The organism is Phaeobacter sp. JH20_08 (assembly GCF_048056635.1).
Taxonomy (GTDB): Bacteria; Pseudomonadota; Alphaproteobacteria; order Rhodobacterales; family Rhodobacteraceae; genus Phaeobacter; species Phaeobacter bryozoorum.
This window is the reverse complement of sequence record NZ_JAYMVV010000022.1, coordinates 38,713-52,216: the sequence shown is the minus strand read 5'-3', so window position 1 is coordinate 52,216 and position 13,504 is coordinate 38,713. Positions and strand designations below refer to the sequence as shown.

11 protein-coding genes are annotated in these 13,504 nt (G+C 62.0%); 9 read left to right on the top strand and 2 right to left on the bottom strand.

Annotated elements, in window-relative coordinates; all coding sequences use genetic code 11:
- Window positions 1-6 precede the first annotated feature (6 nt).
- The 5 genes from purH (at window position 7) to VWY75_RS18670 (ending at window position 5,753) form a co-directional block, all read left to right on the top strand.
- On the top strand, window positions 7-1,596 hold the full coding sequence (gene purH, locus VWY75_RS18690; protein WP_416537640.1) for a bifunctional phosphoribosylaminoimidazolecarboxamide formyltransferase/IMP cyclohydrolase: 1,590 nt from the start codon (window positions 7-9) through the stop codon (window positions 1,594-1,596).
- A gap of 71 nt (window positions 1,597-1,667) precedes the next feature.
- Window positions 1,668-2,150 (top strand): signal peptidase II, encoded by a 483-nt coding sequence (gene lspA / locus VWY75_RS18685; RefSeq protein ID WP_416537639.1) that lies wholly within the window; start codon window positions 1,668-1,670, stop codon window positions 2,148-2,150.
- A 53-nt stretch (window positions 2,151-2,203) separates the two neighbouring features.
- Window positions 2,204-2,719, top strand: a complete 516-nt coding sequence (locus VWY75_RS18680; protein WP_416537638.1) for a DUF3035 domain-containing protein — start codon at window positions 2,204-2,206, stop codon at window positions 2,717-2,719.
- 293 nt (window positions 2,720-3,012) lie between these two features.
- Window positions 3,013-4,437, top strand: coding sequence for a M16 family metallopeptidase (locus VWY75_RS18675; RefSeq protein ID WP_416534492.1), 1,425 nt, complete (start codon window positions 3,013-3,015; stop codon window positions 4,435-4,437).
- Window positions 4,434-5,753 carry a M16 family metallopeptidase gene (locus VWY75_RS18670; RefSeq protein ID WP_416537637.1) on the top strand — a complete coding sequence of 440 codons (1,320 nt, stop codon included), beginning with the start codon at window positions 4,434-4,436 and terminating at the stop codon, window positions 5,751-5,753. Before VWY75_RS18675 ends, VWY75_RS18670 begins: the two co-directional genes overlap by 4 nt.
- A gap of 106 nt (window positions 5,754-5,859) precedes the next feature.
- Here VWY75_RS18670 and VWY75_RS18665 read toward each other — a convergent pair whose 3' ends face one another.
- The gene (locus VWY75_RS18665) at window positions 5,860-8,196 is read right to left on the bottom strand and encodes an aldehyde dehydrogenase family protein (protein WP_416537636.1); all 2,337 of its coding nucleotides are present in this window, start codon (window positions 8,194-8,196) and stop codon (window positions 5,860-5,862) included.
- Window positions 8,197-8,282: 86 nt separating this feature from the next.
- The gene (deoC, locus tag VWY75_RS18660) at window positions 8,283-9,272 is read right to left on the bottom strand and encodes a deoxyribose-phosphate aldolase (RefSeq protein WP_340546884.1); all 990 of its coding nucleotides are present in this window, start codon (window positions 9,270-9,272) and stop codon (window positions 8,283-8,285) included.
- Between the two features lie 281 nt (window positions 9,273-9,553).
- On the opposite strand from deoC, the gene VWY75_RS18655 reads away from it, so the two are divergent.
- From VWY75_RS18655 to VWY75_RS18640, 4 genes are read left to right on the top strand one after another with little or no spacing between them, the layout of a single operon-like run.
- Window positions 9,554-10,507, top strand: a complete 954-nt coding sequence (locus VWY75_RS18655; RefSeq protein WP_416537710.1) for a metal ABC transporter solute-binding protein, Zn/Mn family — start codon at window positions 9,554-9,556, stop codon at window positions 10,505-10,507.
- Window positions 10,508-10,521: 14 nt separating this feature from the next.
- Complete coding sequence (locus tag VWY75_RS18650) at window positions 10,522-11,370, top strand: metal ABC transporter ATP-binding protein (RefSeq protein ID WP_416534495.1); 849 nt, start codon at window positions 10,522-10,524, stop codon at window positions 11,368-11,370.
- Window positions 11,370-12,575: a metal ABC transporter permease gene (locus VWY75_RS18645; protein ID WP_340546881.1), complete on the top strand. Its 1,206-nt coding sequence runs from the start codon at window positions 11,370-11,372 to the stop codon at window positions 12,573-12,575. Before VWY75_RS18650 ends, VWY75_RS18645 begins: the two co-directional genes overlap by 1 nt.
- Window positions 12,572-13,501, top strand: a complete 930-nt coding sequence (locus tag VWY75_RS18640; protein ID WP_340546880.1) for a metal ABC transporter permease — start codon at window positions 12,572-12,574, stop codon at window positions 13,499-13,501. Before VWY75_RS18645 ends, VWY75_RS18640 begins: the two co-directional genes overlap by 4 nt.
- Window positions 13,502-13,504 lie beyond the last annotated feature (3 nt).

Below are 13,504 nucleotides of genomic sequence, written 5' to 3'. Positions count from 1 at the left end.
CCTGCCATGACCGACCTTCACCCCGTACGCCGTGCGCTGCTTTCCGTATCCGACAAGACCGGGTTGATCGACCTGGGTAAGGCCCTGGCGGCACGCGGCGTTGAGCTGCTCTCAACCGGCGGGACGGCCAAGGCGCTGCGCGAGGCAGGCCTGACCGTGAAAGACGTGTCCGAGATCACCGGTTTTCCTGAGATGATGGATGGTCGGGTGAAGACGCTGCACCCGATGGTGCATGGCGGTCTGCTGGCGCTGCGGGACAACGACACGCATGTGGCTGCGATGGAGGAACATGGCATCGGTGCCATCGACCTTCTGGTGGTGAACCTCTATCCATTTGAGGAAACCGTGGCCAAGGGCGGCGACTACGACAGCTGCATCGAGAACATCGACATCGGCGGTCCGGCAATGATCCGCGCCGCCTCCAAGAACCACCTCTTCGTGAATGTTGTGGTGGATGTCGAGGACTACGAACCGCTGCTGGCAGAGCTGGACAAAAACGACGGCCAGACCTCCTATGGCTTCCGTCAGTGGTTGGCGCAGAACGCCTATGCTCGCACAGCCGCATATGATGCGGCGGTGTCGAACTGGATGGCCGGCGCGCTGAAGCTTGAGGCGCCGCGCCGCCGCGCCGTTGCAGGGCAACTGGCCCAGACCCTGCGCTATGGTGAGAACCCTCATCAGCAGGCGGCGTTTTACCTGGATGGCTCCGCCCGCGCAGGTGTCGCCACCGCACAGCAGGTGCAGGGCAAGGAACTGTCCTATAACAACATCAATGACACCGATGCCGCCTTTGAGCTGGTCAGCGAGTTTGCCCCCGCTGATGGCCCCGCCGTGGCTATCATCAAACACGCCAACCCCTGTGGAGTGGCCCGTGGCGCAACACTGAAAGAGGCCTATCAGAAAGCCTTCGACTGTGACCGGACCTCGGCCTTTGGCGGTATTGTCGCGCTGAACCAGCCGCTGGACGGCGAAACCGCTCAAGAGATCGTCCAGATCTTCACCGAAGTCGTCATCGCCCCCGGTGCCTCGGAAGAGGCAAAGGCGATTTTCGCCGCCAAGAAAAACCTGCGTCTGCTGCTGACCGATGGTCTGCCCAACCCGCAGGATACAGGTCTGACCACCCGTCAGGTCTCTGGCGGTATGCTGGTGCAGGACAAGGACGTCGGCCACCGCGCCATGGACGACCTGAAGGTGGTCACTGAAAAGGCCCCGACTGAAGAACAGATGCAGGATCTGCTCTTTGCCTGGAAGGTGGCGAAACATGTGAAATCCAACGCCATCGTCTATGTAAAATCCGGCCAGACTGTTGGTGTTGGTGCAGGTCAGATGAGCCGTCTGGACAGTGCCACCATCGCAGGCGTCAAGGCGCAGCGCATGGCTGACGCGCTGGAATTGCCCGAAAGCCTCGCCAAAGGATCAGCGGTGGCGTCTGATGCGTTCTTCCCCTTTGCCGACGGCCTGCTGGAAGCGGCAGCGAATGGCGCGACCTGCGTTATCCAGCCCGGTGGTTCCATGCGAGATGACGAGGTGATCAAGGCCGCCAATGACGCCGGTCTGGCGATGGTCTTCACCGGCATGCGCCATTTCCGCCACTAGACACCGTTGACGCCGATCGGACCAGTTTGGTCCGGTCGGCCATCCGAAACCCCGTCAAGAGGAGCCGCGCTATGCGAGCCAAAGTGATGATCTGGGCAGCGGTATTGGCGTTGCTTGCGGATCAGATCAGTAAATATCTGGTGGTTTGGGTCATGGATGTGGCCAATCGCGGCGGCATTGACGTGCTGCCGCCGCTGCTGCGGTTCCGCTATGGTGAAAATACGGGCATCAACTTCGGCCTGTTCGGCGGCGGCACTGACACCACACGCTGGATCCTGATCGGGCTGTCGCTGGTGATCTGCCTGGTGCTGGTGATCTGGATCTCGCGCCTGCCTGCCAATGCCCGCGTCATGCAACTGTCCGCCGGGCTGGTCATCGGCGGCGCGCTGGGTAATGTCGTCGACCGGCTGCTCTATGGCTATGTGCTCGATTTCCTCAATATGTCCTGCTGCGGCATCGACAATCCCTTTGTCTTCAATGTGGCGGACATCTTTATCTTTGCGGGAGCGGCCGGCTTGATCCTATTTGACGGGCGGCAGAAAAACCCTGCGTGACCTCGCTGGGTAAATACGATAAAAGCGGCTCAAACAGGCAGGAGTAACGGGTCATGCGGATCCCTTTTGGTGTGATTGTTCTGATGGGCGCGCTGGCCGTATCTGCCTGCGGGCAAAAAGGGCTGCGTGATCTGCGCCCCTCCGGAACCGGCCCGGATGAATTTATGGTCCTGCCTGCCAAACCGCTGGAAGAACCGGCCAGCTACAAGACGCTGCCGCAGCCGACGCCGGGCGCGGCCAACCTTACCGACCGCAACCCCAAGGGCGAAGCCGTCGCCGTGCTCGGCGGAAATGCCGCAGCGCTGGTTCCCGGTGATGGTGTCCCCGCCAGCGATGGCGCCTTGGTCACTGCAGCCAGCCGCTATGGCGTCGATCCCGACGTGCGTGCGGATCTCGCCGCGCGCGATGCAAAGAAGCGCAAGCGTGAAAACCGCACGGCACGGTTCAAGCTGTTCCCTGTTGACCGCTACCAGGACGCCTATAAACGCGAGGCGATTGCGCCGGATGTGGTCAGCGAACGATTCCGCCGTGCCGGATTCGAGACCCCGTCGGCCCCGCCGGCAGAGTAACGCCGAGTCGGCAGTTTTCGGGGTTATGTGGCGATCACAAAAACGCCATTTCCCTTGCACATGCCCCCCTAGAGCGTAGTTTGATGCCAGCGATGTTGGTCCGTTTTATGGATCAATGCCAATGATATGTCGTCGGATCGGACCTGCTACTTTGCACGCCCCCACACGGACAGGGTGGCGTATAGCATTGCCCATCGCGGGCAGGTGGCCCTGTCTGACCGGCTGCATTTGTCTATTTTGACGCTACCGGTCTACCCATTGCCGCTGGCGTACCGCAAAAAAGGAGATCACCAATGATCCCCCCTATGAAACCCGTGATCCGCCGGATCATCAGGGCCAGCGCGCTTGTTGCAGCCCTCGTGGCCATGGATTTGGCGACTCTGAGGTCCGGCAACTTTGTTCAGACAGCGCAGGCACAGGGCGCCGATGCGCCGAACGATGCAAGCGACATGGTCACAAGCTTTGTGCTGGACAATGGCATGCAGGTGGTCGTGATCGAGGATCATCGCGCGCCCGTTGTTCAGCATATGGTCTGGTACCGCGCCGGTTCCGCCGACGAACCTGTGGGCCAATCCGGCGTGGCGCATTTCCTCGAACACCTGCTGTTCAAGGCCACCGATACGATGGAGGCCGGAGAGCTGTCAGCCACGGTTGCGGCCAATGGCGGGCGGGACAATGCTTTCACCAGCTATGACTATACCGCCTATTTCCAGCGTGTCGCAGCGGATCGCCTGGGGCTGATGATGCAGATGGAAAGCGACCGCATGGTCAATATCCGCCTGACCGAACAGGATATCGAAACCGAACGCGAAGTCATTCTGGAGGAACGCAACCAGCGCACCGACAGCGAGCCGCGCGCGTTGTTTCGTGAGCAGTTGAATGCGGCGCAGTATCTCAACCATCGCTACGGGCAGCCGATCATTGGCTGGCGCCATGAGATGGAAGAGCTGGACATGGCAGATGCGCTGTCCTTTTACGGGACATACTACGCCCCCAATAATGCGATTCTGGTGGTCTCCGGTGATGTCGATCCCGCAGAGGTGCGTCGCCTTGCCGAGGAGAGCTATGGCAAGATCCCGGCCAACCCGGAGCTGCCCGAACGGCTCCGCAGCAAGGAGCCTCCGCAGACCGCTGCCCGCCGCATTATCTTCAAGGATCCGCGTGTGGCGCAGCCCTTTGTCCAGCGCTCCTATCTGGCGCCTGAACGTGACAGTGGTGCGCAGGAACGCGCAGCGGCGCTATATCTTCTGGCCGAACTATTGGGCGGCGGCAGCACGTCGTATCTGACCAATGCGCTACAGTTCGACCAGCAGGTGGCAGTCTATACCGGGGTTTTCTATTCCGATGTCTCGTTGGACGACACCACCTTCGACTTTCTGATCGTGCCGGGGGCGGACATCAGCCTTGAGGATGCCGAGGCCGCGCTTGATGCGACCTTTGCCCGGTTCCTCGAAGAGGGCGTCGATGAGGCACAGCTGGAGCGGATCAAATTGCAACTGCGTGCCGCCGAAGTTTATGCCCGCGACAATGTCGACGGGATCGCAAACCGCTATGGCCGGGCGCTGGCCTCGGGACTGACGGTTGAGGATGTGCAGGCCTGGCCCCGCATCCTGCAATCCATCACGGCGGATGAAATCATCGCAGTTGCCCGCGAAGTGCTGCGACCGGAGGTCTCGGTGACCGGCTGGATGATGCGAGATGAAGAGGTAAGCCAATGAAGGCGATAAAGCTCATCACGGCGGTAATGGCCGTCTGTTTCTTCGCCCTGCCTGTCTGGGCAGAGGTGAAAATCAAGGAGGTCACCTCTCCCGGTGGCATCACCGCCTGGCTGGTCGAGGATCACAGCATCCCCTTTACCGCGCTGGAACTGCGGTTTCGCGGTGGCACATCGCTCGACAAACCGGGAAAGCGTGGCGCGACCTATCTGATGGCCGGCCTGTTGGAAGAGGGCGCCGGACCCTTGCCTGCCCAGGACTACGCCCGCGCGCTGGAAAGCCTGGCGGCGGGGTTCTCCTATGATGCAGACAAGGATACCGTGTCCATTTCGGCGCAATTCCTGAGCGAGAACCGCAATCAGGCGATTGATCTGCTGCGTCAGACCATCCACGAGCCGCGCTTTGATCAGGATGCACTGGACCGGGTGCGTGCGCAGGTCCTCGCCGGACTGCGCTCCGATGCGAAAGATCCCAATGACATTGCCGGGCGCGTGTTCTCGCAGATGGCTTTTGGCGATCATCCCTACGGCACCGAAGGAAACGGGACCATCGAGAGCGTGACCGCCCTCACCCGACAGGACATGTTTGATGCGCATGAAGCGGTCTTTGCCCGCGACCGGCTCTACGTCGGGGCGGTGGGGGATATCACCGAGGCGGAATTGGGAGCGCTTCTCGATACTTTGCTGGCGGATCTGCCAGCGGAAGGCGCGCCAATTCCGGGACCTGCAGATGTCACGATCGAAGGGGGCGTGACCGTTGTTGACTACGACACGCCCCAATCGGTGGCGCTGTTTGGTCATATCGGCATCAAGCGCGACGACCCGCGGTATTTTGCGGCCTATCTGCTGAACCAGATCCTCGGTGGGGGGTCTTTTGACAGCCGCCTGATGTCGGAGGTGCGCGAGAAACGCGGCCTCACCTACGGTGTCTACAGCTACCTGGTTCCGCGTGATCTTGGTGCTGTCTACATGGGCTCCGTCGCCTCGGCCAATGGCAAGATCGCCGAGACGGTTGAGGTGATCCAGACCGAATGGGCGAAGCTGGCAGCCGAGGGTGTAACGGAGAAGGAACTGGCGGATGCAAAGACCTATCTGACCGGGGCCTACCCACTGCGCTTTGATGGCAATAGCCGGATCGCGTCCATTCTGGCGGGCATGCAGATGGATGACCTGCCCATTGATTACGTCGCCACCCGCAATGACAAGGTGAATGCAGTGACATTGGACGAGATCAACAAGGTGGCAGCGGAGATCCTGCTGCCGGATCAGCTGCATTTCATCGTGGTGGGTCGTCCTGAAGGTCTGCAATCCACCAACTGAGCTGGGCTGGCGGGATATCAAACGGAAAAAAGGGCGCTACCATTTCTGGTAGCGCCCTTTTTGCAGGATATGGCGGGTGCAGCCCCTTTGGGCTGCACCCATCGGCTTATTCGCCGTAGGGGATCCAGATGTTCTTTACCTCGGTTGCGGCCTCGAGGAAGCGGCGGCTGTGGTCCGACGTCCAGTCCAGCGCCATGCCATTGTTGACCCATGTACGCTTGAGATTACCGGCGGAGGCAGCCTCGATCGCGGCGGAGAGGTCAGAGGAGGAGAAGCTCCAGACAGCATCTACATTGAGATGGGCGGCCAGCGGTTCGGCCAGTTCGGCGTGACGGCCGGTCAAGATATTGACGACGCCACCGGGCAGATCGGATGTGTCCAGCACCTGATAGAAGTCGGTCGCCGCCAGCGGGTAGGCCTCGGATGCGGCCAGGACCACGCGGTTACCCATGGCAATGGCGGGTGCCAGCACCGAGATCAGGCCCAGCAAGGGCGCCTCATCCGCGCAGAGTGCGCCGATCACCCCAACAGGTTCCTTCATCGCCAGGGCCACACCGCGGATTGGCACACCATGGGCCTGCCCGTCGTATTTGTCGGCCCAGGCAGCGGCGGTGAACAGGCGCTGGATCGAGGTTTCGACCTCCTGCGCGCCTTGGGACTTGCCGGTCATCCGGTCGATCCGATCGGCAAATTCGCCAGCCCGCGCAGATAGGTTTTCGCCGATGTAGTAAAGGATCTGCGCCCGCAGATGGCCCGTCGTCTTGGCCCAGCCATTGGCCCCGGCTGCGGCCTCCACTGCGTTGCGCACGTCCTTGCGGTTGCCGAGGCCAACGTGGCCCAGCAGCGCGCCGGATTTGCCATGGATGGCTTTGGAATAGCCGCCATCCGGGCGCGCCTGCTTGCCACCGATATAGAGTTTTGCGGTGCGGTCCACGGCATCAACCGGTGCACCTTCACCGTCAAAACCCTTGATCTGGTCAAGAGCTTTGACCTTGCCCTTTGGCTTGGTGTAGGCGCCAAGCCCTTCCCAGCCGCCTTCACGGCCAAAGCCGCTTTCACGGGTGCCGCCAAATCCTGCGGCCGCATCAAAGAGATTGGTGGCATTGACCCAGACCACTCCGGCAACCAGTTTGGGGGCGATGTCCAGCGCGAGATTGACGTTTTCAGTCCAGAGCGTCGCCGCCAGACCGTAGCGGGTGTTATTCGCCAGTTCTACAGCCTCGGGCGGGGTGCGGAAGGTGGTCGATACCAGAACCGGACCAAAGATCTCCTCCTGCATCAGCGTGTCGGAGGGCGCCAGACCTTCGATGAGGGTGGGCGGGTAGAAACACCCGCGCTCCGGCACATCGATCTGCGCTTGATACATGCGGCCGGCCGAATTGGCGGCAACCATCTCGCTGATGGTGGTCAGCTGCACCGGGTCGACAATGGCGCCGATGTCGATGCTCTTGTCCAGCGGATTGCCGATGCGCAACTTGTCCATCCGTGCGCGTAGTTTCCTGTGGAAACGGTCGGCGACGCCTTCCTGAACCAGAAGTCGCGAGCCGGCGCAGCAGACCTGTCCCTGATTGAACCAGATTGCATCAACGAGACCTTCAATGGCGGAGTCGATATCGGCGTCGTCAAAGACGATGTAGGGAGATTTGCCGCCCAGCTCCAGCGTCAGCGCCTTGCCGCTGCCTGCGGTGGCTTCGCGAATGCGGCGGCCGACGGCGGTGGACCCGGTAAAGGCGATCTTGTCGACTTCGGCCCCGACGATCATCTCCCCCACGGCGCCATCGCCTGTCACGATGTTCACAACACCCTTGGGCAGGCCCGCCTGACGGCAGATATCGGCAAACAGCAGGGCGGTAAGCGAGGTGTATTCCGCAGGTTTCAGCACCACAGTATTGCCCATGGCCAGGGCCGGCGCGACCTTCCACGCCAGCATCAGCAGCGGAAAGTTCCAAGGGATGATCTGCCCACAGACACCCAGCGCCTCACGGTCGGGAAGTTCGCTTTCCATCAGCTGGGCCATGCCTGCGTGATAGTAGAAATGGCGCTGCGCCAGCGGCACATCAATGTCGCGGCTTTCGCGGATTGGCTTGCCGTTATCCAGCGTTTCCAGAACCGCAAACAGGCGCGCGTGTTTCTGCATCAGCCGCGCGATGGCATAGAGATAGCGTGCGCGGCCGGCGCCGCCGAGGGCAGCCCATTTGCCCTGCGCCTTGCGCGCCGCGGCAACAGCGCTGTCGACATCCGACTGGCTGGCCTGGGTCAATGTGGCCAGAACCTCGCCGGTTGCCGGGTTCTTGCTGTCGAACCCGTCGCCGGGTGCGGTGAAGTCGCCGTCGATGAAATGGCCGAACCGGGCGCCCTGATCCACCAGCCAGGCCAGCGCCTCAGCTGCACTTTCGGGGGCGGGGCCATAGGTCATGGTGTCGAAAATCTCTTTGATAGTCATGTGTCGAGCCTTGTGTCTGTCGCTGCTTGCCCGGATCCGGAAGCGGGCCGGAGGCCCTTCAGGCATCCGGGGGTGGCATCTGAAGGTTAGGCCAGCGCGTGGCGGTAGCCGGCGGAATAGGCGCCGGTGACATGGTGTTCGAGCTGCCGTTCGATATCGCCCAGCAGGCTGGACGCGCCAAAGCGGAACAGATCCGGCTGCAGCCAGCGGTCGCCCAGCTCGTCCTTGATTAGCGAAAGATATACCAGCGCATCCTTGGCCTTTGAGATCCCACCAGCGGGTTTGTAGCCAACGCGGTAGCCGGTGCGCTCGTGATAGTCGCGGATGGCGCGGATCATGACCAGGCTGACCGGCAGCGTGGCGTTGACGCTTTCCTTGCCGGTCGAGGTCTTGATGAAATCAGCACCCGCCATCATGCAGATCAGCGAGGCACGCGCAACGTTACGCAATGTGCCCAGCTCTCCGGTGGCGAGGATGGCCTTTACATGGGCGTCGCCACAGGCCTCGCGGAAGGCTTTCATCTCATCATAGAGAGCCTGCCAATTGCCGGACAGCACGTGACGACGGGAGATCACGATATCAATCTCCTTGGCCCCGGCCTTCACACTTTCTTCGATCTCGGCGAGGCGCAGGTGAAACGGCGACAGGCCGCCGGGGAAACCCGTAGACACGGCGGCCACCGGAATACCCGTGCCCTCCAGCGCGTCGACAGCGGTTTCGATCATGTCGTGATAGACGCAGACCGCGCCGGTGGTGATCGGCTCCATGCCGAGGGCGGTCATCAGGTCGCTGCGCACAGGCTGGCGCGCCTTGGCGCAAAGCCGTTGCACACGCCCCACGGTGTCATCACCGGAGAGTGTGGTCAGGTCAATCAGCGTGATCGCCTTCAGCAGCCAGGCCGCCTGATAGTCTTTCTTGACGCTGCGCCGACCTGGCAGCGTGGCACAGCGACGTTCGATGGCGGAGGTGTTTGCCTCAACCCCAAGCGCCCAGTCCAGATCCAGCTCCATGCCGGGGTTACGCGGTTCGCCCACCTGCGGCAGCTGCGCGGTGTGCTCTGCAATTTGGCTTTCCATGCCGGGAATCCTCATTCGAGTTCGGTGCGAAAATCGCACGACCACCCAAGCTTGGCAAGCAAGGGCAGGGTTGTCTGGGGTAAAATTTTGACTGTTTGGACAAAAATTATCTATTCTTGCGAACCATTCTCATTTCTTTTTGCGAATAAGTCGCATTTTCATTGACAGGACATCGCTGAGCGCTCTTATTGATGTCAGATGACAATCAGAGGATCAGCTCCATGCGTTCGAAGCTCAGCACATCAATGAAGATCGCCCACAAGCTGGTGCTGGCTGCTGTGATGGCCTTTGCCGGGCTCGTTGCCGCGACGTTCGGCGGCTCAGACGGCTCTGCTGCGCGGGCGGATGCCCCGCTGAAAGTGGTGGCAACAACTGGCATGATCGCCGATGCCGCCCGCCAGGTTGGCGGTGATGCAGTCGAGGTGCGCGCCCTGATGGGACCCGGGGTAGACCCGCACGCCTATCGGCAGACACGGTCCGATATTGTGGCGATGACCCGTGCAGATCTGGTGCTGTGGCACGGTCTCTATCTTGAGGCACAGATGGAAGAGTTCTTCCACGATCTGGCGCGCAAACGGACGGTGGTTGCCGTCGCCGACGGTCTGGACAAGGATAAGCTGCGCGGCCATGACGCCTATGCAGATAAATATGACCCCCATGTCTGGATGACCCCGGCCCTGTGGAAGGACATGGTCGCAGAGGTTCAGGCGGCGCTGAGTGATGCGCGTCCGGATCAGGCCGATCTTTTTGCCGCCAATGCAGCGGCGCATCTGGCAGAGCTGGATCAGCTCATCGCCTACGGCAACGACATCCTGGCCCAGGTGCCGGTCGAAAATCGGGTGCTGGTCACGGCGCATGATGCCTTTGGGTATTTTGGCCGTGACTTCGGGTTTGAGGTGCTGGGCATTCAAGGCATCTCCACCCAATCCGAAGCCGGCCTCAATCGCATTGGCGCGCTGGTCGATATGCTGGTGGCGCGTCAGATCTCTGCCGTCTTTGTCGAAAGCTCGGTTTCGGATCGTTCGATGCGTGCCCTGATCGAAGGGGCAGCGGCGCAAGGCCATGAGGTTCGCATCGGCGGAGAGCTGTTCTCCGACGCGATGGGCGCCGATGGCAGCTATGAGGGCACCTATGTCGGGATGCTGGATCATAATATGACCACCATCGCGGCTGCTCTTGGCGCCAAGGTGCCACCTAAGGGCATGTCCGGCCGCCTGTCCGGTGCCGGATTTTGAAGGGAACCGATGAGATGAGCGTGGAACTGGCCCGCGACAATGGCGCGCCCACTGCCGCTGAGGGAATCACCCACAGCCTTGACAGGTCGCCGCTGGCCATCAGGGGGCTGACCGTAACCTACGGCGAGAAGCCAGCCGTTTTCTCTGTCGATATGACAGTGGAGCCGGGACGGATGACGGCCATCATCGGCCCGAATGGAGCTGGTAAATCGACCTTGCTGAAGGCCGCGCTTGGCATCGTGCCGCCAGTTTCAGGGCGGGTGCAGGTCTTTGGCAAGCCGCTGGACAGCCAACGGGCCCGCATTGCCTATGTCCCGCAACGGGCCAGCGTCGACTGGGATTTCCCGACACGGGTGATTGACGTTGTAATGATGGGGCTCTACCGCGAGCTGGGCCTGCTGGGCCGCATCACCGGACGCCATCGCACCGAGGCGCAGGCCTGTCTGGACCGTGTCGGGATGGGCGATTTCGCCACCCGCCAGATTGGCCAGCTGTCCGGGGGTCAGCAGCAACGGGTCTTTCTGGCGCGGGCGCTGGCTCAGGGAGCAGATCTTTATCTGCTGGACGAACCCTTTGCCGGTGTCGATGCCGCGACCGAGAAGGCCATTATCGCGGTGCTGAAACAGCTGCGCGCAGATGGCAGGACAGTGGTTGTGGTGCATCACGATCTTGCCACCGTCGGCGAGTATTTCGACAATGTCTTCCTGATCAACACACGCAAAGTCGCAGAGGGTCCGGTTGCACAGGCCTTTACCGCCGAAACCCTGCAAAGCGCCTATGGCGGGCGGTTGGCCACTGCGCAGGTTGACCAGCTGGCCGTGGCACCCGGATCTATTCTCCCACAGAGCGGCGGGCCATTCTGATGCTTTGGGACGCCCTGCTGCTGCAAATGGGCTATAATGCGACGCTGGTCGCAATTGGCGCCACATTGCTTGGCATCGCCGCCGGCATCACCGGAACCTTCCTTTTCCTGCGCAAACGGGCGCTGGTCAGCGATGCCATCAGCCATGCCACCTTGCCCGGTGTCGGGCTTGCCTTTCTGGTAATGGTCGCGCTTGGCGGCGATGGTCGCAATCTGGCCGGTCTGCTCCTTGGGTCGGCACTCTCGGCGATGGCCGGGCTGTGGTGCCTCAACTGGCTGACCCGCCGTACCCGTCTGGCCGAGGACGCCGCGATTGGCGCCGTGCTCTCCGTGTTCTTCGGGTTCGGGATCGTGATCCTGACGGTGATCCAGACGCTGGGGGTGGGCCGTCAGGCTGGGCTGGAGGGGTTCCTGCTTGGCTCTACGGCAGGCATGTTGTGGAACGATGCGCTGGTGATTGCGGGAGGTGGCGCGGCCACGCTGCTGTTGATCCTGCTGCTGCGGCGCCCGATGACCCTGGTGGCCTTTGACCCTGAGTACGCCGCGTCACAGGGTGTCTCCGTCTCCCGTATCGACATGATGATGATGGGGCTGGTGATGGCTGTCACCGTTGTCGGGCTGAAAATCGTCGGCCTGATCCTGATCGTGGCGCTGCTGATCATCCCGGCCGTCACCGCCCGGTTCTGGACCGAGCGGTCCGATCTGGTGGTGCTGCTGGCTGGCGGTGCCGGCGGGCTGTCAGCCTATCTTGGTGCGGCGGTATCTGCATCGGCGCCGAACCTGCCCACCGGACCTATCATCGTCCTGATGAGCTTTGGCCTCTTTGCCCTGTCGCTTCTGCTGGCTCCCAATCGCGGGGTGCTGGCGGCTGTGCTGCGCCATCGGCGGTTTCAGCGCCGGGTCCATCTGCGCCAGGGGCTGCTGGCATTGGCGCAGGATCAGGTGATCTATGAGCCGCTGACCCTGCGATTGCTGCGCCAGCGTGGCCTCTTACGCGCCGATGGGGTGCCCACGGAACAGGGCCGCGCCCGCGCCGCCAAGGCGCTGCGAGACGAACATCGCTGGGCGCTGGTGCGCAGCGACCAGACACATGAGGCGGCAGCGGCGCTATATGATGGGCTGCGCGAGATAGAGACGGTTCTGACTGCCGACCAGATTTCCGACATTGACCGCCGCATGGGCGGCCCCCGTGAGGTTCTGCCATGAGCGGCGCTGAATTTGTCCCGTTGTCCCTGACACCTCTGCTGATCGGTGTCTTTGCCGCCGTAGCCTGTGCGCTGCCGGGGAATTTCCTGCTGCTGCGTCGGCAGGCGCTGATTGGAGATGCTATCAGCCATGTTGTTCTACCGGGTATCGTTGTTGCTTTCCTCCTGACCGGGGTGATCGCAGCGGGTCCGATGATGCTGGGGGCCGCTGGAGCCGCCATCGTTGCCGTGGTTGTGATCGAACTGATCCGCCGCCTTGGCCGGATCGAGCCGGGGGCCGCCATGGGCGTGGTCTTCACCACCATGTTCGCAGGCGGGGTCTTGCTGCTGGAGCAGACCGATACATCGGCGGTTCATCTGGATGTGGAACACGCGCTCTACGGCAATCTCGAAAGCCTGATCTGGCTTGATGCCACCGGCTGGGAATCGCTGCTGGATCCGGTGGCGCTCAGCTATTTGCCGACCGAGCTGTTGCGCATGGGGCTGACCTTGATCGGGGTCACCGTCTTTATCGCGCTGTTCTGGCGCCCTCTTAAGATTGCGACCTTTGATGAGGGGTTTGCCCGCACGCTGGGTATCCGCACCGATCTGTTGGGGCTGGGGTTGGTGATCACTGCTGCAATCGCCGCCGTTGCGGCCTTTGATGCGGTGGGGTCGATCATCGTGATCGCGATGTTCATCTGCCCGCCGGCCGCAGCGCGGATGATGTCGAACCAACTGGAGGGTCAGCTGGGGTGGAGCGTCGGGTTTGCTGTGGTTTCAGCGGTTGTCGGCTATGTCCTGGCGGGCTATGGCCCGCTCTGGCTTGGTGCTGCGGACGCCGTAAGCGCCGCCGGGATGATCGCAACGGTTTCGGGTCTGTTGCTGGCGATTGCGGCACGGTTCGGCCCGTGCCGTCACCGGGCCGGGGCGCCAGCAGGGGTCTGATCA